Here is a 21,370-nt window from a genome sequence, read left to right on the forward strand (position 1 = left end):
AATGCTGCTTTGCAGCAAACGCATGGCTCGGGGGCTTGGAAGCGCGTCGGCGATGCCCATGGGCGGGTGCCGGGTTCGGATGAGATGGGAATCCACCGCCGGGTCTCGATGGAATCGGAGTCCACCAGCCCCCCGATTCCCGGCGAGGCCATGTCTTTTCACGCAGGAATATGGCTGCGGGGGGCCGGGCGTGGCAGAACCGGCACGATACCGCCCCAATTCCGCCCAAATCTGTCGAGTCTTTTCATCCCTACATCTGGTATGTGTCGAGTGACACACCCACGAGATGCGCGGTGTTCGTCACGGAATATTTCTCTTTGTGTGTAGTTCGGGCCATAGTCGCGACCGACCGCGGCGCGTCTGGCGAAGAAAATGGTTGCGGTGGTACGTGATCCCAAGCTATCCCATTAGCCATGGAAAGCGACGGTGAACGAGGGACGATCAAGATCCTGAACACCTAATAATAACAACGGCTTACGACAGAGGCTGGAAGTAGTACAGGCAAGCGTCTTTCCATGGTTGAAGGCTCCGGCGCGCGGGCGAGCGACATCCCCCCAGGCGGCGCGCGCAGTCGGATAAGGCCCGGTTTTCCGGGCAGGGCGGCGATCCGGGCAGTGGCAGCAGTCCGGGTCGCCGCAATCGTTTCGGGGCGCAGGCCCCCGCGATACGGGGCAGCAGCGAGGGCGGGACGAGGTGCTCGACGGATATTTCGGCAAGCACGACCCCAAGGTCGACAACAAGTACCGCATGTCGGTGCCCGCCGAATTCCGTCGCCTGCTCGATCTCAACGATCAGAACCGCCCTGCCGGCGAGAATCCCCGGCTCATCATGCTCATCAACTCCAGCCGCGCCTATATCGAGGTGATCGACAAGGAGCGGATGAACCGCATCACCCAACTGGTCCGCAGCCACACCCCCGGCACCAAGCGGCGCTGGATGCTCGAGCGGTTCTATTTCCACTCGGCGGTGGCCTGTCCCATCGACCCCAACGGCCGCATCGTCATCCCCGCCAAGGCGCGGCCGCTGCTGGGCCTGCCCGAAAGCGTAAAGGGCTCCGAGGCGGCGGGCACCGTGGTCATGGTCGGCTCGGGCGAGCATATCGAGATGTGGAGCCCCGAGGCCTACGAGACGATGGCCATGCCGCACTTCCCCGACGAGGACGAGATCGACGATACGCTCGACCCGGCCTCGCTGCTGACCGGTCCGCTGCCCGGAGCGTCCTGACCATGGCCGCCGCCCCGGACCGCCCCCATGTCCCTGTCCTGATCGGCTCGATCCTTGCGCATTGCGCGCCGGTCTCGAGGCTGTGGGTCGACGGCACCTTCGGCGCGGGCGGCTATGCGCGGGCCCTGCTCGACGCCGGGGCCGCGCGCGTGGTGGGCATCGACCGCGACCCCACCGTGTTCGCGATGGCCGAGGGCTGGGCCGCCGCGCTGGGCGACCGGCTGGTTCTGCGCCAGGGGGTGTTTTCCGAACTCGACCGGCTCGCGGGCGCGCCCGCGGATGGCGTCGTACTCGATCTCGGGGTGTCCTCGATGCAGCTCGACCGCCCCGAGCGGGGGTTCTCGTTCATGCGCGACGGGCCGCTCGACATGCGGATGGGCGATGACGGCCCCTCCGCGGCCGATCTCGTGGCCACCGCCGACGAGGCCGCGCTGGCCGATATCCTGTTTCATTACGGCGAGGAACGCGCCGCGCGCCGCATCGCCCGCGCCATCCTGCGCGCCCGCGCCGAGGCCCCGATCGTGACCACCGGGCGCCTCGCTGAGATCGTGGCGGGCGTCCTGCCGCGCCCCAAGCCCGGCCAGAGCCACCCCGCCACACGCAGCTTTCAGGCGCTGCGCATTGCGGTCAATGACGAGTTCGGCCAGCTCGCCGCCGGGCTCGAGGCGGCCGAGCGGGCCTTGGCGCCGGGCGGCTGGCTGGCCGTGGTCAGCTTTCACTCGATGGAAGACCGCGTCGTCAAACGGTTCCTGCAGGCACGTTCGGATGGCGGAGGGGCGGGCAACCGACACGCGCCGGCCGCCCGCATCGCCGCGCCCCGCTTTGCCGACGTGACCCGCGGGATCAAGGCCGATGCCGACGAGGTCGCGGCCAACCCGCGCGCCCGCTCGGCGCGGCTGCGCATCGCGCGGCGCACCGACGCGCCTGCCGGGCCCGCGCCCCGCGCCGCGCTCGGCCTGCCGAAATACGATGGCCCATTTGGAAGGACGACATGAAGACGCTGTTTTATGTCTTGCCGGGACTGGCCGTCATCGCGCTGGCCTACTGGGCCTATTCCGAGAACTACGCGACCCAGCAATCCCTGCGCGAGGTCGAGCGGCTTCAGGCGCAGATCGGGCGGGCCCATTCCGACCTGACCATCCTGCGGGCCGAATGGGCCTATCTCAACCGACCCGAGCGGCTGCGCGACCTGGCCGAGATCAATTTCGACCGGCTGGGCCTGCTGCCGCTCGCCCCGCAGCAATTCGCCGACGCGGCGCAGATCCCCTATCGCGGCGACAGCCTGGGCGCGCCGCTCGATCTCGACGGGGTGGCCACCGTCGACAGCCTCGGAGCCCTGCAATGACCCGCACCCCCCTGCGCCCGCTCGCCCGCGTGCTCGAGGCCCGCCGCAAGGGCGAGAACCCCGACGCCATCGAGAAAGAGAATCGCCGCCTGCGCCGCGAGGACATGCGCGACACCGCCCGCCGCCGCGCCGAGGGGCGGTTGCTGGTGCTCTGCGTCTTTTTCATCTGCGGTTTTCTGGCCATCGGGGGGCGGATGGCGCTGCTGGCCGCCTCCGAGCCGGTGGAGCCGCGCGCCGCCGCCGCGGGCAACGCCATCGTCGCGCAGCGCGCCGATATCGTCGATCGCAACGGCCGGCTCCTCGCGACGAATCTGCCGACCTTCGCGCTCTATGCGCAGCCGCCCAACATGATCGACCGGATCGGCACCGCGAAGAAGCTGGCCGAGATCTTTCCCGACATGGATGAGGAAGAGCTGATCAAGGACTTCACCGGGCCGCGCAAGTTCCTGTGGATCAAGAAGAAACTCAGCCCCGAACAGCGTCAGGCCGTCCATGATATCGGCGATCCGGGGCTGTTGTTCGGCCCGCGCGAGATGCGGCTCTATCCCAACGGGCGGCTGGCCGCGCATGTGCTGGGCGGCGCGAGCTTCGGCCGCGAGGGCGTCAGCTCAGCCGAGGTGATCGGCGTCGCGGGCATCGAAAAGGCGATGGACGACTGGCTGCGCGACCCCGCCAATGGCGGCACGCCGCTGCAACTGAGCATCGACACCACCGTTCAGCACACGATGCGGCAGGTGCTCGAGGGGGGGATGCGGCTGATGAACGCCAAGGGCGCGGCCGGCATCCTCATGGACATCCATACCGGCGAGATCGTGTCGATGGTCTCGTTGCCCGATTTCGACCCCAACGACCGTCCCCGCCCTCTTACCGAGGGCGATGCCGGCGACAGCCCGCTGTTCAACCGCGCCGTGCAGGGGGTCTACGAGCTCGGCTCGACCTTCAAGATCTTCACCGCCGCGCAGGCGATGGAGCTGGGGCAGGTCAATCCCGACACCATGGTCGATGCCGACGCGCCGATGAAATGGGGCCGCTTCACGATCCGCGAGTTCCAGAACAAGAATTACGGCCCGCTCCTCTCCGTCACCGATGTCATCGTCGAATCGTCGAATGTCGGCACCGCCAAGATGGCGCTGAATATCGGCGGCGCGCGTCAAAAGGCGTTTCTCGACAAGCTCGGCGTGTTCGAGCCGACCCCGGTCGAGCTGATCGAGGCGCCGGGCGCCAAGCCGCTCGTGCCGCCCAACTGGTCCGAGATCGTGACCATCACCGCAAGTTACGGCCACGGGTTTTCCTCGTCGCCGCTGCATCTGGCGACGGCCTATGCGTCGCTGCTGAACGGCGGTCTGCGGGTCGAGCCGACGCTCCTGCGCCGTTCGCCCGACTGGCAGCCCGGCCCGCGGATCGTCCGCCCCGAGGTCAGCGCCGCCTCGGCCGAGATGCTGCGCGCAGTGGTCGAGAGGGGCACGGCGAGCTTCGGCAAGGTTCCCGGCTACGAGGTCGGCGGCAAGACCGGCACGGCGAACAAGCCCCTCAAGAACGGGCGGGGCTATCACGACGACAAGAACATCAACACCTTCGCCGCCGTCTTTCCCGCGAGCGCGCCGGAATACGTGCTCGTCGTGTCGCTCGACGAGGCGTCCGACAACACCGGCACCAAGCCGCGCCGCACGGCGGGCTGGACGGCGGTGCCCGTCTCGGCCGAGGTCATCCGCCGCGTCGCGCCCCTGCTGGGACTGCGTCCCGCGATTGAACCGCAACTGGCTTCCGCTGTAGAGGTGTCGGCGAACTGACCGCTGGAGCCGCCATGCCGGAGACGACCAAGACGCTGGCCGAACTGGGCCTGACCGCGCAGGGCGGGGCCGATCCGCGCATCGGCGGCATTGCCGTTGACAGCCGCGCGGTCAATCCCGGCTATCTCTTCGCGGCCCTGCCGGGCAGCGCCGCCCATGGCGCGGCCCATGTCGCGGGCGCGCTCGCCCACGGGGCGGCGGCCGTGCTGACCGACCGCGAGGGCGCGCGCATCGCCGGCGACGAGATCGCCGCCGCGGGGGCCGCGCTTGTCGTGGCCGAAGATGTGCGCCAGACGCTCGCCTTTGCCGCCGCGCTCTGGTCGGGCCGGATGCCGGGCACCATCGTCGCCGTGACGGGCACCAACGGCAAGACCTCGGTCGCGACCTTCGCGCGCCAGATCTGGGCCGCGCTGGGTCATGACGCGGTGAATGTCGGCACGACCGGGATCGAGGGCGCCTATACCCAGCCGCTCCAGCACACCACGCCCGAGCCGGTGACGCTGCACGCGGCGCTGGCCGCCGCCGCCCGCGCGGGCGTCACCCATGTCGCGATGGAGGCGTCGAGCCACGGGCTCGACCAGCGCCGCCTCGACGGCGTCCCGCTCGAAGCTGCGGGCTTCACCAATTTCAGCCAGGATCACCTCGACTATCACGAGAGCTTCGAGGCGTATTACGCTGCAAAGGCAGGACTTTTTGACCGCGTTCTGCCCGAGGACGGGTGCGCGGTGCTCAATATCGACGACCCCCGCGTGGCCGATATGCGCGCCGTCGTGGCCGAGCGGGGGCAGGATCTCGTCACCGTCGGCCGCGCCCCCGAGGCCGCGCTCCGCATCGAGGGGCAGCGCTTCGACATGACCGGGCAGGACCTGCGCTTTTCCTGGGCGGGCAAACCGCGCATGGCCCGGCTGAACCTCATCGGCGGGTTCCAGGCCGACAACGTGCTGATGGCCGCCGCGCTCGTCATCGCCGCCGGCGAAGAGCCCGCCCATGTCTTCGACGTGCTGCCCGAATTGCAGGGGGTGCGCGGCCGGATGCAGCTGGCCGCCACGCGCGACAACGGGGCGGCGGTCTTTGTCGACTACGCCCACACCCCCGCCGCGCTCGAGACCGCGCTGGCGGCCATGCGCCCGCATGTCATGGGGCGGCTCGCGGTGGTCTATGGCGCGGGGGGCGACCGTGACCGCGGCAAGCGGCCCCTGATGGGGGCGGCCGCGCGGGACGGGGCGGATGTTCGAATAGTGACAGACGACAACCCCAGATCCGAGGATCCGGCGGCGATAAGGTCGGAAATCCTCAATTCCGACCCCGACGCCATCGAGGTCGGCGACCGCGCCGAGGCGATCCTGCGCGCCGTAGACATGCTCGAGCCGGGCGACGCGCTGCTCATCGCGGGCAAGGGGCACGAGACCGGGCAGATCGTGGGCGGCACCGTCTATCCCTTCGACGATGTCGAACAGGCAAGCGTCGCCGTCGCCGCGCTCGACGGGCGGGTGGCATGAGCGCGCTCTGGACCGCGGCCGACGCCGCGCGCGCCACGGGCGGCACCGCGCGGGGCGACTGGGCGGCCACCGGTGTCTCGATCGACAGCCGCACGCTCGCGCCGGGCGACCTGTTCGTCGCGCTCTCGGCCGAGCGCGACGGGCATGATTTCGTCGCCGCTGCGCTGGCGAAAGGCGCGGCCGCCGCGATGGTCGCCCGCCGGCCCGAGGGCGTGGCGCCCGATGCGCCGCTCTTGCTGGTCGACGACGTGCAGGCCGCGCTCGAACGGCTGGGCCATGCCGCGCGCGCGCGCCTGCGGGGCCGCGTGCTGGCGATCACGGGCTCGGTCGGCAAGACCACGACCAAGGACATGGCGCGCGTGGCCTTCGGCGAGCAGATGCGCGTCGCCGCCGCCGTCGCGTCCTACAACAACCATTGGGGCGTGCCGCTGACCCTGGCCCGCACCCCGCCCGACACCGAACTCGCCGTGGTCGAGATCGGCATGAACGCACCGGGCGAGATCGCGCCGCTCTCGCGCATGGCCCGCCCGCATGTGGCCATCGTGACCACCGTGGCGCCGGCCCATTACGCGGCCTTCGGCAGCCTCGAGGGCATCGCCCGCGAAAAGGCGTCGATCTACGAAGGACTCGCGCCCGGCGGAACCGCGATCCTCAACGCCGATATCGCCACCGCCGGCATCCTGCGCGACGCGGCCCGCGCGGCGGGCGCGCGCATCGTCACCTTCGGCGCGCGGGGCCCGGCCGATTTCGCCATGGTCTCGGTCACGCAGCACGACGCCACCACCGTGATCGAGGCCCGTGCGGGCGATCACGCGATGGCCTTCCGGCTGGGGGGCGTGGGCGCCGCGGTGGCGCTCAACGCGCTCGCCGTTCTCGCCGCGGCCGAGCCGCTCGGCGCCGATGCCGACCGCGCCGCGATGGCGCTTGCGGGCTGGAGCCCCGGCGGCGGGCGCGGGCGGCGCGAGCGCGTCGTGCTCGACGATACCGATGCCGATGCCGCGCTCGATCTCATCGACGACGCCTTCAACGCCAACCCCGCCTCGGTCGCTGCCGCGCTCGACCGGCTGGCGGCCATCCCCCCCGGACCCGGCGGGCGGCGCGTGGCCGTGCTGGGCGACATGCTCGAACTCGGCCCCGAGGCGCCGGGCTTTCACGCCGAGCTGGCCCGCCTGCCGTCGGTCGAGGCGATCGACTGCGTGCATTGCGCCGGATCGCTTGTCGCGCATCTGCACGCCGCGCTGCCCCCCGACCGCCGCGGAGACCTGACCGACAGTGCCGACGAAATGGCCGCAAGGATCGGCAAACTGCTGCGCCCCGGCGATATCGTTCTCGTCAAGGGATCGAAATCGGCGCATACGGCGCGCGTCGCCGACGCGATACGCGATCTGGGCCGCCGCGCCCGCCGTCCTGCCTGAAGGAGCTTCGGACCCATGCTGTACTGGCTCAACGAGCTCTCCGATGGCGGAGGGGCGTTCAACCTTTTCCAGTATATCACCTTCCGCTCGGGCGGGGCGTTCTTTACCGCGCTGATCTTCGGATTCGTCTTCGGCCGCCCCCTGATCGAGTTGCTGCGCCGCCGCCAGGGCCAGGGCCAGCCGATCCGCAGCGACGGCCCCGAAAGCCATCTCGTCACCAAGACCGGCACGCCGACCATGGGCGGGGTGCTGATCCTCGGCGCGCTGCTGGTCTCGACCCTGCTCTGGGCGCGGCTCGACAATCCCTATGTCTGGATGCTGCTTTTCGTGACCGGCGCCTTCGGGGCCATCGGCTTTGCCGACGATTACGCCAAGGTCACGACCAACACCCATGCCGGGCTGTCGGGCAGGCTGCGCCTTGCGCTGGGATTTGCCATCGCGGGGCTCGCGGGGGCCTGGGCCGCATGGCACCACCCTGCCGAGCTGTCCAACCAGCTCGCCTTTCCGATCTTCAAGAGCTTCCTGCTGGACCTGGGGCTTCTGTTCATCCCCTTTTCGATGCTGGTCATCGTCGGCGCCGCCAACGCGGTGAACCTGACCGACGGGCTGGACGGGCTGGCCATCATGCCGGTGATGATCGCCGCCGGGACGCTGGGCGTCATCGCCTATACCGTGGGGCGGGTCGATTTCACCGAGTATCTCGATGTCCATTACGTTCCCGGCACGGGCGAGATCCTGATCTTCTGCGCCGCGCTGATCGGCGGGGGCCTTGGGTTCCTGTGGTATAACGCGCCGCCCGCGGCGGTGTTCATGGGCGATACCGGCAGCCTCGCGCTGGGCGGCGCGCTGGGTGCCATCGCGGTCGCCTCCAAGCACGAGCTGGTGCTGGCCATCGTCGGCGGTCTTTTTGTCGTCGAGGCGCTGTCGGTGATCGTGCAGGTGCTGTATTTCAAGCGCACCGGCAAGCGCGTGTTCCTGATGGCGCCGATCCACCACCATTTCGAGAAACGCGGCTGGGCCGAGCCGCAGATCGTCATCCGGTTCTGGATCATCTCGCTGATCCTGGCGCTGATCGGTCTCGCGACGCTGAAACTGCGCTGATCCGCCGGGGGCGGGTCGGACGACATGAGTATTTCGGGAAACAGAGAAGGGCCGCCGGCATGATTCCCGTCATCGGATACGAGGGCCGCCGCGTCGCGGTCCTGGGACTGGGCCGGTCGGGGCTGGCGGCGGCGCGCGCGCTGGCCGCGGGCGGGGCCGAGCCGCTCTGCTGGGACGACAGCGCCGAAGGGCGCGCGCGGGCCGAGGCCGAGGGGTTCGCGGTGGGCGACCTGACGCGGGCCGGGGCGCTGGACGATGTCGCGGCGCTGATCGTGTCGCCGGGCATCCCGCATCTCTACCCCGCGCCGAACCCTGCGGTGGCCGCGGCCTTTGCCGCCGATGTGCCGGTCGACAACGATATCGGGCTGTTCTTCCGCTCGGTCGCGCGGGGCGACCACGACCGCCCGCCGCGGGTGATCGCCGTCACCGGATCGAACGGCAAGTCGACGACCGCGGCGCTGATCCACCACGTGCTGCGCGAGGCGGGGATCGGTTCGCAGCTGGCCGGGAATATCGGGCGCGGCGTGCTCGATATCGACCCGCCGGGCGACGGGGATGTCGTCGTGCTCGAGCTGTCGTCCTACCAGACCGAACTGGCCCGCGCGCTGACGCCAGATATCGCCGTCTTCACCAATCTCAGCCCCGACCATCTGGATCGCCATGCCGGCATGGGCGGCTATTTCGCTGCCAAGAGGCGCCTTTTCGCCGAGGGCGGGCCGGATCGCGCCATCGTCGGCGTGGACGAGCCCGAGGGGCGCTATCTCGCCAACCAGCTGTCGCAGGGGCGCGGCGACGACCGGGTGATCCGGCTCAGCGTCGAGCGGCGGATCGCCGGGCCGGGATGGTCGGTGATCGGCAAGGGCGGGTTCCTTGCCGAGTGGCGCAAGGGCCGCCAGATCGCCGCCATCGACCTGCGCGGCGTGGCCGGGCTGCCGGGTGTGCACAACCACCAGAACGCCTGCGCGGCCTATGCCGCGACCCGCGCGCTGGGCCTGTCCCCGCGCGCCATCGAGGCGGCGTTCCGCAATTTCGAGGGGCTGCCCCATCGCTCGCAGCTTGTCGCGACGCGCGGCGGCGTGCGCTATGTCAACGACAGCAAGGCCACGAATGTCGATGCCGCCGCCAAGGCGTTGCAGGCCTTCGAGCGGATCCGCTGGATCGCGGGGGGGCTCGGCAAGGAGGGCGGGGTCGCGTCCCTGGCGCCCTTCCTCGGCTCGGTCGCCAAGGCTTACCTCATCGGCCATTCCGCGCGCGATTTCGCGGTGCAGCTCACCTCGGTTCCGGTCGAGATCTGCGAGACCATGGAGGTCGCCGTCGCCCGCGCCGCCGCCGAGGCGCAGCCGGGCGAGACGGTGCTGCTGGCCCCAGCCGCGGCGAGTTTCGACCAATATGCCGATTTCGAGAAACGCGGCGAGGATTTCGTCGCCCGCGTCGCGGCGCTGCCACCGGTGTGACGGGCGCCTAGGCCGCGCGGGCGGCGATGGCGGTGCCCGCCGCCCAGCCCGACGACCACGCCCATTGGAAATTGTAGCCCCCGAGCCAGCCGGTCACGTCCACCGCCTCGCCGATGGCGTAGAGACCGGGGCAGGCGCGGGCCTCCATCGTCTTGCTCGACAGTCCGTCGGTGTCGATCCCGCCCAGCGTGACCTCGGCCGTGCGGTAGCCTTCGGTGCCGGCGGGGGTCAGCCGCCAGTCGCGGAACCGCGCGACCAGCGCCTCGAGCGCGGCATCGGCGCAATCGCCCACCCGCGCGGCCACCTCGCCCGCGCGCGCCGCGATCAGGCGCTGGGGCAAGTGTTCGGACAGGATGGTGGCGGGCGCGCGCCGCCCCGCCGAGGCGCGCGCCGCGCGCAGCGCCGGCAAGAGCCGCCCCTCGGGGTCGAGATCGACCGTGATCTCGGCGCCCTCGTGCCAATAGGAGCTGGCCTGCAACACCGCCGGGCCGGAGAGCCCCCGGTGGGTGAAAAGCAGCGCCTCGTCGAACCCGGCGCCGTTCGTCGTCACCCGCGCGGGCGCCGCCACCCCCGAAAGCGCCGCGAGCCCCTCGAGCACGGCGCCGGTGAAAGTCAGCGGCACCAGCCCCGGCCGCGTCTCGCCCACGCCCAGCCCGAATTGCCGCGCGATCCGGTAGGCGAGCCCCGTCGCCCCCATTTTGGGGATCGACAGCCCGCCCGTGGCCAGCACCAGCGCCGGCGCCTCGACCCGCTCGCGCCGGCCCTCGCGTTCGAGCGTCACGCCGAAGAGGCCGTCGGCATGGTCGACCCCGATCACCTCGGTGCTGAGGCGCAGCTCGGCCCCGGCCGCCGCCATCTCGTCGCGCAGCATCGTCACGATGGCGGTCGCGCGCCCGTCGCAAAAGAGCTGGCCCAGCGTCTTTTCGTGCCACGCGATGCCGTGGCGGTCGACGAGCTCGATGAAATCCCACTGGGTATAGCGCGAGAGCGCTGATTTGCAGAAATGCGGATTGGCGGAGAGGAACCGCTCGGGGGTGCAGCCGAGATTGGTGAAGTTGCACCGCCCCCCGCCCGAGATGCGTATCTTTTCGCCCGGCGCGCGGGCGTGGTCCACGACCAGCGTGCCGGGGCCGGCATGGGCGGCGCACATCATGCCCGCCGCGCCCGCGCCCAGCACCACGGCGCGATATGTCCGGGGGGCTTCCATGGCGGGCGGGTCTAGGGCCGGTCCCGCGTCGGGGCAAGGGCGTCTCGCGCGGGACACGCTCGGCGAGCGCCCGCGCAGGGGGGCCGAAAAATCTGGCCAGCCGGGCCGCGGCGCTGTAGCCTCGCGCGCAGACCCGGCAAACGGGCGGATCTCGAGACGAGGCGGCAGATATCCATGACGGAAATGGTTCACGGCACCATCCCCGCGCGGGACGGCGATCCCATCCTTCCCCGCTGGTGGGGCACGCTCGACCGATGGACGCTGGGCTGCGTGCTCGCGCTTTTCGGTATCGGGCTGATGGTGGGCTTTGCCGCGTCGCCGCCGCTGGCCGAGCGCAACGGCCTGCCCAATTTCTACTTCGTCCAGCGCCAGGCGGTGTTCGGGCTGGCCGCGCTGGCGGTGATGGTCGTCATCACGATGATGTCGCCGCAGCTTGTCCGCCGCCTCGCGGTGATCGGCTTCCTGCTGTCCTTTGCGGCGCTGGTGGGCCTGCCTTTCGCGGGCACCGATTTCGGCAAGGGCGCGGTGCGGTGGTATTCGCTGGGCTTCGGCTCGGTGCAGCCGTCGGAGTTTCTCAAGCCCGGTTTCGTCGTCGTCGCGGCCTGGATGATCTCGGCCAGTTTCGAGCCGGGAGGCCCTCCGGGGCGGCTGATGAGCCTCGCGATGACGCTGGTGATCGTGGGGTTCCTCGCGCTTCAGCCCGATTTCGGACAGGCCTGCCTCGTGCTGTTCGCCTGGGGGGTGATGTATTTCGTCGCCGGGGCGCCCATCGTGCTGCTGGCCGGTCTTGCCGGCGGGGTCGCGCTGATGGGCACGGTGGCCTATTCCAACTCCGAGCATTTCGCCCGCCGCATCGACGGCTTTCTCAGCCCCGATGTCGATCCGCGCACGCAGCTCGGCTATGCCACCAATGCGATCCAGGAGGGCGGGTTCTTTGGCGTGGGCGTGGGCGAGGGTCAGGTGAAATGGTCGCTGCCCGACGCGCATACCGATTTCATCATCGCCGTGGCGGCCGAGGAATACGGGCTGCTCCTGGTGCTGGCGATCCTCGGCCTCTATGCGGTGGTGCTGGTGCGCAGCCTGATGCGGCTGGTGCGCGAGCGCGATCCCTTCATCCGGCTGGCCGGCACGGGGCTGGCCTGCGCGGTGGCCGTTCAGGCGATGGTCAACATGGGCGTCGCGGTCCGGCTGCTGCCCGCCAAGGGCATGACGCTGCCCTTCGTGAGCTATGGCGGCTCGTCCGTGATCGCGACCGGGATTGCCATGGGGATGCTGATGGCGTTTACCCGGACGCGGCCGCAGGGCCAGATCGGCGACGTGCTGATCGGGCGTCGCCGCTGAGGCGGGCCGGTCGACATGAGTATTTCGGGAAACAGAGAAGCCCAGTGACCGCAGCCGCAACGCATCCTTCACCGGCCGGGAGGCCGGATCGCCGGGGGCCCGCGGCATGAGCGCGCCCCTGTGCCTGATCGCGGCGGGCGGCACCGGCGGCCACATGTTTCCCGCGCAGGCCCTGGCCGAGCAGATGCTGGAGCGCGGCTGGCGGGTGCGGCTCTCGACCGATGCGCGCGGCGCGCGCTATACCGGCGGCTTTCCCGAGGATGTCGCGATAGAGGAGCTGTCCTCGGCCACTTTCGCGCGGGGCGGGGCGCTGGCGCGCGCGGCGGTGCCGTTCCGCATCGCGGGCGGCGTGGCGCAGGCCGTGGCGCGGATGCGCCGGTCGCGCCCGGCGGTGGTGGTGGGGTTCGGCGGCTATCCGACGATCCCCGCGCTGTCGGCGGCGACGATCCTGCGCCGGCCGCGGATGATCCACGAACAGAACGGGGTGCTCGGCCGGGTCAACCGGCTGTTTGCGCGCCGCGTCGACATGGTGGCCTGCGGGACATGGCCCACCGCGCTGCCCGAAGGCGTCGAGGCCGTCCATACCGGCAACCCGGTGCGCGCGGCGGTGCGCGCGCGGGCGGGGGCGGGCTATATCCCGCCGGGCGACTACCCGATGTCGATCCTCGTGATCGGCGGCAGCCAGGGCGCGCGCATCCTGTCGGACGTGGTGCCCGCGGCGTTGGCCGCGCTGCCCGAGCCGCTGCGCGGCAACCTGCGCATCGCCCAGCAGGCGCGGGGCGAGGATGCCGAGCGGGTCGCGGCGTTCTATGCCGAGGCGGGCATGGTGGCCGAGGTCGCGCCCTTTTTCGACGACGTGCCCGCCCGGATGGCCGAGGCGCAGCTTGTCGTGTCGCGCGCCGGCGCCTCGTCGGTGGCCGATATCGCCGCCATCGGGCGGCCCTCGGTGCTGGTGCCCTATGCCGCGGCCGCCCAGGACCACCAGAGCGCCAATGCCCGCGCCCTGGCCGAGGCCGAGGCCGCCGTCGTCATCCCCGAAGCGAAATTCACCGCGCCGGTCCTGACCGCCAATGTCGAGGCGATCCTCGGCCAGCCCGAGGCGGCGGCGCACATGTCGCGCCGCGCCCTTGCGCTGGGGCGGCCCGATGCCGCGCGCGACCTGGCCGATCTGGCCGAGGACCTGGCCGGATCGGCCGCGTAATTCCAGGAGTTTCCGCGTGAAAGACAGCTCTCCCACCGACAGGACCGCCATGCTGGCCCAGACCCGACCGACCAAGCTGCCCAGCGAGACGGGCCCCATCCATTTCGTCGGCATCGGCGGCATCGGCATGTCGGGCATCGCCGAGATGCTGCTGGCGCATGGCTACCGGGTGCAGGGCTCGGATCTTGTCGCGGGCAAGCTCACCCAGCGGCTCGAGACGCTGGGCGCCGAGGTGTTCGAGGGCCAGCGGGCCGAGAATCTCGACGGCGCCTCGGTGGTCGTGATCTCGTCGGCGATCAAGCCCGGCAATCCCGAGCTCGACGCCGCCCGCGCGCGCGGCCTGCCGGTGGTGCGCCGCGCCGACATGCTGGCCGAGCTGATGCGGTTGAAATCCAACATCGCCGTCGCCGGCACCCACGGCAAGACCACGACGACGACGATGGTCGCGGCGCTGCTCGACGAGGGCGGGCTCGACCCCACGGTGGTCAATGGCGGCGTCATCCACGCCTATGGCTCGAACGCGCGCATGGGGCAGGGCGAGTGGATGGTGGTCGAAGCCGACGAGAGCGACGGCACCTTCAACCGCCTGCCCGCGACCATCGCCATCGTGACCAATATCGACCCCGAGCACATGGAGCACTGGGGCGATTTCGACCGGCTGCGCCAGGGCTTCACCGAGTTCGTGTCGAACATCCCCTTTTACGGGCTCGCCGTGTGCTGCACCGATCACCCCGAGGTGCAGGCGCTGGTCGGGCGCGTCACCGATCGCCGGGTCGTCACCTTCGGGCTGAACGCGCAGGCCGACGTGCGCGCGGCGAACCTGCGCTACGAGGGGGGCGTGGCGCATTTCGATATTGTGCTGGGCCCCGAGGGCGTGACCGTCGAGGGCTGTTCGCTGCCGATGCCGGGCGATCACAACGTCACCAACGCGCTCGCCGCCGTCGCGGTGGCGCGGCATCTCGGGATGGAGCCCGACGAGATCCGCCGCGCGCTGGCCCGGTTCGGCGGGGTCAACCGCCGCTTTACCCGCGTGGGCACCTGGAACGGCGCGACGATCGTCGACGATTACGGGCACCACCCGGTCGAGATCGCGGCCGTGCTGCGCGCCGCGCGCCAGTCCTGCACCGGGCGCGTCATCGCCATCCACCAGCCGCACCGCTATTCGCGCCTTTCGGCGCTGTTCGAGGATTTCTGCGGCTGTTTCAACGAGGCCGATATCGTCGCCATCACCGATGTCTATGCCGCGGGCGAGGAGCCGATCGCGGGCGCCACGCGCGACGATCTCGTGGCGGGCCTGCGCGCGCGCGGGCATCGCGACGCGCGCGCCATCGGGGGGGCCGCGGATCTCGCCGCGCTGGTCCGGGCCGAGGCGCAGCCGGGCGATATCGTGATGTGTCTCGGCGCGGGCACGATCAGCGCCTGGGCCAACGCGCTGCCCGAGGCGCTGGAGGCGCAATGAGCTGGGCCCTGATCGCCGCGCTGATCTGGCTGGTGGCCGGCAACCTCGCGGGGATGCTGCCCTCGCGGCGGGGGCATTGGCCGGCGGCGGCGCTGCTGATCGCCACGGGCATCCCCATCGTCATCGCCGTCGCCCGGATCGAGGGGATCTGGGTCGGCGTGCTCGTCGCCGTCGCGGGGCTGTCGATCCTGCGCTTTCCCGCGATGCTGGTCGCCCGGCGGCTCTACGGGCGGGCGTCGGCGCGCAGGGGGGACCGGTCATGACCGCGATGCCCGAGGTGCGCGGGCGGCTGTCGCAGGGGCGCGACCTGTCGGGGCTGACATGGCTGCGCGTGGGCGGTCCGGCCGACTGGTTCTTCATGCCCGCCGATACCGACGACCTGGCCGCGTTCCTCGCGGCGCTCGATCCCGCGATCCCGGTCTTTCCGATGGGGGTCGGCTCGAACCTGATCGTGCGCGACGGGGGCATCCGCGGCGTGGTGATCCGGCTCGGCCGCCCCTTCATGGAGATCTCGGTCGAGGGCGACACCGTCACCGCCGGGGCCGCCGCGCTCGACGCGCATGTGGCGCGCCGCGCGGCCGAGGCGGGGCGCGACCTGACCTTTCTGCGCACCATTCCGGGCAGCATCGGCGGCGCGGTGCGGATGAACGCGGGCTGCTACGGCACCTATGTCGCCGACCGCCTGCACGAGGTCGAGGCGGTGACGCGCGGGGGCGAGCGGGTCACGCTGCCCGCGGCCGAGCTTGGTCTGGGCTATCGCCGCAGCGCCCTGCCCGAGGGCTGGGTGCTCACGCGCGCGCGGTTCACCGCGCCGCCGGGCGACCCGGAGGCGTTGGCCGCGCTGATGGAGGACCAGCTTGCCCGCCGCGACGCGACCCAGCCCACCAAGGAGCGCACGGCCGGTTCGACCTTTCGCAACCCCGCCGGGCATTCCTCGACCGGGCGGGCCGACGACACCCACGAGCTCAAGGCGTGGTCGCTGATCGACGCGGCCGGGCTGCGCGGCTATCGCCATGGCGGGGCGCAGATGTCGGAAAAGCATCCGAACTTCCTGCTGAACGCGGGTGGCGCCACGGCCACGGAGCTCGAGGCATTGGGCGAGCTGGTGCGAGAAAGGGTGTTTCAAAGCAGCGGCCTTAGGCTAGAATGGGAAGTGTTGCGCGTGGGCGATCCGCTGCCGCGCGACACCGACGATCCGGCCCCCTGAGGGGCCGGGTGCCGACCGCGCGCAAAGACGCGCGGCGCATGGCCCGCGCAAGACGGGCCGAACAAGGTTAACGGCCCGCGCAGAACGGGCCAGGGGGCACGAGTGGGCATGTCGAGCAGGACATCCCCCAAGGTTGCAATGATGATGGGTGGCCCCTCGGCCGAGCGCGAGGTGTCCCTGTCCTCGGGCCGCGAATGCGCGGCCGCCTTGCGGGGCGAAGGATATGACGTGACCGAGATCGACGCCGGCGCCGATCTGTGCGACCGGCTGCGCGACGCCGCGCCCGACGTGGTGTTCAACGCCCTGCATGGCCGCTGGGGCGAGGACGGGTGCGTGCAGGGGATGCTCGAATGGATGGGGCTCGCCTATACCCATTCCGGCGTCGCCGCCTCGGCGGTCGCCATGGACAAGGAACGCGCCAAGGCCGCCTTTCGCGCGGCCGGGCTGCCGGTCGCCGAAAGCCGCGTCTCGACCCGCGACGCGGTGATGGCGGGCCATGTCCTGCCGCCCCCCTATGTCGTCAAACCCGTGGCCGAGGGGTCGTCCGTCGGCGTCTATCTCGTGGCCGAGGGCGCGAACACGCCGCCCTTCATCGACCCCGCGCTCGAGGTGCCGCTGATGGTCGAGGCCTTCGTGCCGGGGCGCGAGCTGACCGTGACCGTCATGGGCGACCGCGCGCTGGGCGTCACCGATATCGTGACGGCGGGGTGGTACGATTACGAGGCCAAGTACCGCACCGGCGGCTCGCGCCACGTCCTGCCCGCCGAGATCCCCGCCGCGATCGCCCATGCCTGCTGCGACATCGCGCGGGCCGCGCATGACGCGCTGGGCTGCCGGGGGGTAACGCGCTCGGATTTTCGCTGGGACGAGGCGCGCGGGCGAGACGGGCTGATCCTGCTCGAGATCAACACCCAGCCGGGGATGACGCCGACCTCGCTCAGCCCCGAACAGGCCGCCCATGCGGGCATCGGGTTCGGCGCCTTCTGCCGCTGGATCGTCGAGGATGCGTCATGCGGGCGCTGATCCGGCGCCATGCCCGCGGCTTCGCGCCGCGCGCCGCCGATCCGGCGCCCTCGCGGCTGGCCTACCGGATGCAGCGGCTGGCGCTGACGCCCTCGGTGCGCCGCGGATTTACCCTGGGCGCGCCGATCTTTGCGGTGGCGATGATCCTGACCGCGACCTTCGCCGATCCCGACCGGCGCGCGGCGGTCGTGGCATGGGTGGGCGAGGCCAAGAGCCAGATCCTGCGCCGCGAGGAGTTCATGGTCCGTGCCGTGGCGGTCGACGGCGCCTCGGCGGGGCTTGCGCGCACGATCCGGGCGCAACTCCCATTCGAGCTGCCGCTGAGCTCGTTCGAGATCGACCTCGACGCGGTGCGCGACAAGCTCGCCAAGCTCGAGGCGGTGGCGCGGGTGGATCTGCGGGTGCGCTCGGGCGGGGTGCTTCAGATCGACGTGACCGAACGGGTGCCGGTGCTGGTCTGGCGCACCGCGGAGGGGCTGGCGCTGCTCGACGGCGAGGGACACCGCGCGGGCGGCATCGAGGCGCGCACCCTGCGCCCCGACCTGCCGCTCGTGGCCGGTCGCGGCGCCGACGCGCGCGTGGCCGAGGCGCTGGCGCTTTACGCAGCGGCGCGCCCGTTGCAGGGCGCGATCCGGGGCCTTCTGCGCGAGGGCGAGCGGCGCTGGACGCTGGTTCTGGACGGCGGGCAAAAGATCCTGCTGCCCGAAACCGATCCCGTCCCGGCGCTGGAACGGGTGATCGCCACCGACGAGGCCGAGGACCTGATGGCCCGCGACGTGGTGCTGGTGGACATGCGCAACGCGCGCCGAATGACCGTGCGCCTCGCCGAGGACAGCGCCCGCGACCTGCGCAAGATCAAATTGCTGGAATTGGGAGACGACTGAGGCATGAGAGACCTGTACCAATCCCAGCGCGCGATGCGCGCCATCCGCCAGACCGCGATGCAGCGCGGGGTGATCGCGGTGCTCGATATCGGCACCTCCAAGATCGCCTGCCTCGTGCTGCGCTTCGACGGCCCCGAGAGCATCGACAAGGCCGAGGGGATCAGCCCCATGGCCGGCGAAAGCGCGTTCCGCGTCATCGGCGCGGCCACGACGCGGTCGCGCGGGATGCGGTTCGGCGAGATCGACACGATGAACGAGACCGAGCGCGCGATCCGCACCGTGGTGCAGGCCGCGCAGAAGATGGCGCAGGTCCGCGTCGATCACGTCATCGCGACGATCTCGGGCGGCGAGCCGCGCAGCTACGGGCTGGCCGGCGAGATCGAGCTCGACGGCGAGGCGGTCGACGAACAGGACGTGGCACGCTGCCTCGCCTCGTGCGAGGTGCCCGACCTGGGGCCGGGGCGCGAGGTGCTGCATGCCCAGCCGGTGAACTTTGCGCTCGACCATCGCACGGGGATGAACGATCCTCGCGGGCAGGTGGGCCAGGCGCTGTCTTGCGACATGCACCTGCTCAGCGTCGACAGCCGCGTGGTCGAGAACCTGATGCATTGCGTCAAGCGCTGCGACCTCGAACTCGCCGGCATCGCGAGCTCGGCCTATGTCGCCGGCAAGGCGAGCCTCGTCGAGGACGAGCAGGAACTGGGCGCGGCCTGCATCGACATGGGCGGCGGCACCACCTCGCTCTCGATCTTCTGGCGCAAGCACATGATCTATGCCGACAGCGTCGCGCTGGGCGGCGATCAGGTCACGTCGGACATCTCCAAGGGGTTGCAGGTGCCGCTGGCGGTCGCCGAACGGCTCAAGACGCTGCATGGCGGGGTCGTGGCCACGTCGCGCGACGACCGCGACATGATCGAGCTCGGCGGCGAAAGCGGCGACTGGGAACGCGACCGTCGCACCGTCAGCCGCGCCGAGCTCATCGGGATCATGCGCCCCCGCGTCGAGGAGATCCTCGAGGATGTGCGCGTGCGGCTCGACGCGGCGGGGTTCGACGCGCTGCCGTCGCGGGCCATCGTGCTGACCGGCGGCGGAAGCTCGATCCCCGGTCTCGACCGCCTCGCGCCGCGCATCCTGGGCCAGCAGGTGCGCACCTCGCGCCCGATCCGCGTGGCCGGCCTGCCCGAACGCGCCACGGGCGCGGCTTTCGCGGCGACGGTGGGGCTGTGCCTTTTCGCGGCCAATCCGCAGGACGAGTTCTGGGATTTCGAGGTTCCCGTGGACCGCGGAAGCGCGCGGTCGCTGCGCATGGCGGTGCGCTGGTTCAAGGATAACTGGTGATCGCGTGGCCCCGATTCGCCCCCCGATTCGCGGCACTGTGCGAATCAGGTCGCAATTATGCCGATTCCAAGGATTTCTTCGTGACGCGGGCAATCGTTTTGATTAGCGTTGTCTGAAAAGAGCAGGCGCAAAGCCCCGCGGCACAAGCGGGCCAAAAACAGGCGGACTATACGATGCCCTTGAATTTCTTGCCTCCCAACGAGGAGCTCAAGCCCCGGATCACCGTGTTCGGCGTCGGCGGCGCCGGCGGCAATGCGGTGGACAACATGATCGAAAAGGCGCTCGACGGCGTCGAGTTCGTGATCGCCAACACCGACGCGCAGGCGCTGGCCCAGAGCCGCGCGCCCAACCGCGTGCAGATGGGCGTGAAAGTGACCGAAGGGCTGGGCGCCGGCGCGCGCGCCTCGGTCGGGGCTGCCGCCGCCGAGGAAAGCATCGAAGAGATCATCGACCACCTCGCCGGAACGCATATGTGCTTCATCACCGCGGGGATGGGCGGGGGCACCGGCACCGGCGCCACCCCGATCATCGCGCAGGCCGCGCGCGAGCTCGGCGTGCTGACCGTGGGCGTCGTGACCAAGCCCTTCCAGTTCGAGGGCAACCGCCGGATGCGCCAGGCCGAAGAGGGGATCGAGGCGCTCCAGAAGGTCGTCGACACCCTCATCATCATCCCCAACCAGAACCTGTTCCGCCTCGCCAACGAACAGACCACCTGCACCGAAGCCTTCGGCATGGCCGACGACGTGCTCTACCAGGGCGTCAAGGGCGTCACCGACCTGATGGTGCGTCCGGGCCTCATCAATCTCGACTTCGCCGATGTCCGCTCGGTGATGGACGAGATGGGCAAGGCCATGATGGGCACCGGCGAGGCCGAGGGCGAGGAGCGCGCGACCAAGGCCGCCGAAAAGGCCATCGCCAACCCGCTGCTCGACGAGATCAGCCTGACGGGCGCCAAGGGCGTGCTCATCAACATCATCGGCGGCGAGGACCTGACCCTGTTCGAGATGGACGAGGCCGCCAGCGTCATCCGCGAAACGGTCGATCCCGACGCCAACATCATCGTCGGCTCGACGCTCGACCCGGCGCTGAACGGCCGTGTGCGCGTCAGCGTCGTGGCCACCGGCATCGACGCGGCCGGCGCGTCGAGCGAGGCGCCGGTCAGCCGCCGCCGCCTGTCCGACACCCCCGCCCCCGCGCCGGTGCACCAGTCCGAAGAGGCCCCCGCCGCCGCCCGCACGGACGAGCGGTTCGAGCCCGAGCAGCGCCACGCGGCCCAGGCCCAGACCGAGGAAGAGCCCGATTTCTTCTCGGATTGGGAAAGCCGCAACGCCGATACCGCCTCGGAACCGGAACCGGCCTATCGCCCGGCCGCGGCCCAGGCCGCCCCGGTCGAGCCGCAGCCGATGCCGCGCCTCGCGGCCGGCCACCCGTCGCCCGAGACGATGCAGCGGCTCGAACGCGCGGTGCGCAAGACGCCCACCGACCGCCCCGCGGGCGCGCCGGGTTTCTCGGCCCAGCCGACGCCGCGCCCCGCCGCGGCCGGACCTCGCCCCACAGCCGCACCGCGCCCGCAGGCCGAGCCGGTGGAGCGGACGCGCTTCGGGATCAATTCGCTCATCAACCGGATGAGCGGCAGCCCCGAGGGCGGCGATCGCGGCTACCCTGCCGAACGCCCCGCCGCCGCGGCGCCCGTGCGTCGCCCCGTGGCGCCGCAGCACCAGCGCTACGAGGAGGACGAGCCGGGCCATGGCGAGGGCGATCGCATCGAGATCCCGGCCTTCCTGCGTCGCCAGGCGAATTGACCCGATCACGGTCGTGAGGCGAAAGGGCCGGCATCTGCCGGCCCTTTTCGTGTCGCATCAACGGATTGCAGAGGCGCGCG

18 protein-coding genes are annotated in these 21,370 nt (G+C 70.9%); 17 read left to right on the top strand and 1 reads right to left on the bottom strand.

Annotated features, from left to right (window positions below):
* Positions 1–693 precede the first annotated feature (693 nt).
* Genes E2L08_RS04790 through murD form a run of 8 tightly spaced genes read left to right on the top strand, consistent with a single transcriptional unit; the run spans position 694 to position 9,828 of the window.
* Entirely contained in the window at positions 694–1,224 is a 531-nt protein-coding gene (locus E2L08_RS04790; RefSeq protein ID WP_133395918.1) for a division/cell wall cluster transcriptional repressor MraZ, read from the top strand.
* Positions 1,221–2,219: a 16S rRNA (cytosine(1402)-N(4))-methyltransferase RsmH gene (rsmH, locus tag E2L08_RS04795; RefSeq protein WP_370450613.1), complete on the top strand. Its 999-nt coding sequence runs from the start codon at positions 1,221–1,223 to the stop codon at positions 2,217–2,219. Before E2L08_RS04790 ends, rsmH begins: the two co-directional genes overlap by 4 nt.
* The gene (gene ftsL / locus E2L08_RS04800) at positions 2,216–2,569 is read left to right on the top strand and encodes a cell division protein FtsL (protein WP_133395920.1); all 354 of its coding nucleotides are present in this window, start codon (positions 2,216–2,218) and stop codon (positions 2,567–2,569) included. The genes rsmH and ftsL overlap by 4 nt, the downstream gene beginning before the upstream one ends.
* The gene (locus E2L08_RS04805; protein ID WP_133395921.1) at positions 2,566–4,359 is read left to right on the top strand and encodes a peptidoglycan D,D-transpeptidase FtsI family protein; all 1,794 of its coding nucleotides are present in this window, start codon (positions 2,566–2,568) and stop codon (positions 4,357–4,359) included. The genes ftsL and E2L08_RS04805 overlap by 4 nt, the downstream gene beginning before the upstream one ends.
* Before the next feature lie 14 nt (positions 4,360–4,373).
* Entirely contained in the window at positions 4,374–5,858 is a 1,485-nt protein-coding gene (locus tag E2L08_RS04810) for a UDP-N-acetylmuramoyl-L-alanyl-D-glutamate--2,6-diaminopimelate ligase (protein WP_133395922.1), read from the top strand.
* A complete protein-coding gene (locus E2L08_RS04815) occupies positions 5,855–7,273 on the top strand; it encodes a UDP-N-acetylmuramoyl-tripeptide--D-alanyl-D-alanine ligase (protein WP_133395923.1) in 1,419 nt (472 codons plus the stop codon). Before E2L08_RS04810 ends, E2L08_RS04815 begins: the two co-directional genes overlap by 4 nt.
* A gap of 15 nt (positions 7,274–7,288) precedes the next feature.
* Positions 7,289–8,374 carry a phospho-N-acetylmuramoyl-pentapeptide-transferase gene (gene mraY / locus E2L08_RS04820; RefSeq protein ID WP_133395924.1) on the top strand — a complete coding sequence of 362 codons (1,086 nt, stop codon included), beginning with the start codon at positions 7,289–7,291 and terminating at the stop codon, positions 8,372–8,374.
* 59 nt (positions 8,375–8,433) lie between these two features.
* Positions 8,434–9,828: a UDP-N-acetylmuramoyl-L-alanine--D-glutamate ligase gene (gene murD / locus E2L08_RS04825; protein WP_133395925.1), complete on the top strand. Its 1,395-nt coding sequence runs from the start codon at positions 8,434–8,436 to the stop codon at positions 9,826–9,828.
* 7 nt (positions 9,829–9,835) lie between these two features.
* Here the strand turns inward: murD and E2L08_RS04830 are convergent, their stop codons facing one another.
* Positions 9,836–11,035, bottom strand: a complete 1,200-nt coding sequence (locus E2L08_RS04830; protein WP_133395926.1) for a BaiN/RdsA family NAD(P)/FAD-dependent oxidoreductase — start codon at positions 11,033–11,035, stop codon at positions 9,836–9,838.
* A 174-nt stretch (positions 11,036–11,209) separates the two neighbouring features.
* Between E2L08_RS04830 and E2L08_RS04835 the strand changes: the two genes are divergently transcribed.
* From E2L08_RS04835 to ftsZ, 9 genes are all read left to right on the top strand, one after another.
* The gene (locus tag E2L08_RS04835) at positions 11,210–12,376 is read left to right on the top strand and encodes a peptidoglycan glycosyltransferase FtsW (RefSeq protein WP_133395927.1); all 1,167 of its coding nucleotides are present in this window, start codon (positions 11,210–11,212) and stop codon (positions 12,374–12,376) included.
* A 106-nt stretch (positions 12,377–12,482) separates the two neighbouring features.
* A complete protein-coding gene (locus E2L08_RS04840; RefSeq protein ID WP_133395928.1) occupies positions 12,483–13,577 on the top strand; it encodes a UDP-N-acetylglucosamine--N-acetylmuramyl-(pentapeptide) pyrophosphoryl-undecaprenol N-acetylglucosamine transferase in 1,095 nt (364 codons plus the stop codon).
* 49 nt (positions 13,578–13,626) lie between these two features.
* Positions 13,627–15,036, top strand: a complete 1,410-nt coding sequence (gene murC, locus E2L08_RS04845; protein WP_133395954.1) for a UDP-N-acetylmuramate--L-alanine ligase — start codon at positions 13,627–13,629, stop codon at positions 15,034–15,036.
* Positions 15,033–15,299 carry a DUF2484 family protein gene (locus E2L08_RS04850; RefSeq protein WP_133395929.1) on the top strand — a complete coding sequence of 89 codons (267 nt, stop codon included), beginning with the start codon at positions 15,033–15,035 and terminating at the stop codon, positions 15,297–15,299. Before murC ends, E2L08_RS04850 begins: the two co-directional genes overlap by 4 nt.
* Before the next feature lie 5 nt (positions 15,300–15,304).
* Positions 15,305–16,243: a UDP-N-acetylmuramate dehydrogenase gene (gene murB / locus E2L08_RS04855; protein ID WP_370450615.1), complete on the top strand. Its 939-nt coding sequence runs from the start codon at positions 15,305–15,307 to the stop codon at positions 16,241–16,243.
* Between the two features lie 102 nt (positions 16,244–16,345).
* A complete protein-coding gene (locus E2L08_RS04860) occupies positions 16,346–17,266 on the top strand; it encodes a D-alanine--D-alanine ligase (protein ID WP_133395931.1) in 921 nt (306 codons plus the stop codon).
* On the top strand, positions 17,254–18,150 hold the full coding sequence (locus E2L08_RS04865; RefSeq protein ID WP_133395932.1) for a cell division protein FtsQ/DivIB: 897 nt from the start codon (positions 17,254–17,256) through the stop codon (positions 18,148–18,150). Before E2L08_RS04860 ends, E2L08_RS04865 begins: the two co-directional genes overlap by 13 nt.
* 3 nt (positions 18,151–18,153) lie before the next feature.
* Positions 18,154–19,488, top strand: coding sequence for a cell division protein FtsA (gene ftsA / locus E2L08_RS04870; RefSeq protein WP_133395933.1), 1,335 nt, complete (start codon positions 18,154–18,156; stop codon positions 19,486–19,488).
* A gap of 173 nt (positions 19,489–19,661) precedes the next feature.
* Positions 19,662–21,290 (top strand): cell division protein FtsZ, encoded by a 1,629-nt coding sequence (ftsZ, locus tag E2L08_RS04875; protein ID WP_133395934.1) that lies wholly within the window; start codon positions 19,662–19,664, stop codon positions 21,288–21,290.
* Positions 21,291–21,370: the final 80 nt, after the last annotated feature.

Source organism: Palleronia sediminis (genome assembly GCF_004358695.1).
Classification (GTDB): Bacteria; Pseudomonadota; Alphaproteobacteria; order Rhodobacterales; family Rhodobacteraceae; genus Palleronia; species Palleronia sediminis.

Coding starts and splice junctions, on each gene's coding strand:
- murB (WP_370450615.1), top strand. CDS start 15,305: ATGCCCGAGGTGCGCGGGCGGCTGTCGCAGGGGCGCGACCTGTCGGGG.
- ftsL (WP_133395920.1), top strand. CDS start 2,216: ATGAAGACGCTGTTTTATGTCTTGCCGGGACTGGCCGTCATCGCGCTG.
- E2L08_RS04805 (WP_133395921.1), top strand. CDS start 2,566: ATGACCCGCACCCCCCTGCGCCCGCTCGCCCGCGTGCTCGAGGCCCGC.
- E2L08_RS04835 (WP_133395927.1), top strand. CDS start 11,210: ATGACGGAAATGGTTCACGGCACCATCCCCGCGCGGGACGGCGATCCC.
- E2L08_RS04840 (WP_133395928.1), top strand. CDS start 12,483: ATGAGCGCGCCCCTGTGCCTGATCGCGGCGGGCGGCACCGGCGGCCAC.
- E2L08_RS04810 (WP_133395922.1), top strand. CDS start 4,374: ATGCCGGAGACGACCAAGACGCTGGCCGAACTGGGCCTGACCGCGCAG.
- ftsA (WP_133395933.1), top strand. CDS start 18,154: ATGAGAGACCTGTACCAATCCCAGCGCGCGATGCGCGCCATCCGCCAG.
- murC (WP_133395954.1), top strand. CDS start 13,627: ATGCTGGCCCAGACCCGACCGACCAAGCTGCCCAGCGAGACGGGCCCC.
- murD (WP_133395925.1), top strand. CDS start 8,434: ATGATTCCCGTCATCGGATACGAGGGCCGCCGCGTCGCGGTCCTGGGA.
- E2L08_RS04815 (WP_133395923.1), top strand. CDS start 5,855: ATGAGCGCGCTCTGGACCGCGGCCGACGCCGCGCGCGCCACGGGCGGC.
- E2L08_RS04830 (WP_133395926.1), bottom strand. CDS start 11,035: ATGGAAGCCCCCCGGACATATCGCGCCGTGGTGCTGGGCGCGGGCGCG.
- E2L08_RS04865 (WP_133395932.1), top strand. CDS start 17,254: ATGCGGGCGCTGATCCGGCGCCATGCCCGCGGCTTCGCGCCGCGCGCC.
- ftsZ (WP_133395934.1), top strand. CDS start 19,662: ATGCCCTTGAATTTCTTGCCTCCCAACGAGGAGCTCAAGCCCCGGATC.
- mraY (WP_133395924.1), top strand. CDS start 7,289: ATGCTGTACTGGCTCAACGAGCTCTCCGATGGCGGAGGGGCGTTCAAC.
- E2L08_RS04850 (WP_133395929.1), top strand. CDS start 15,033: ATGAGCTGGGCCCTGATCGCCGCGCTGATCTGGCTGGTGGCCGGCAAC.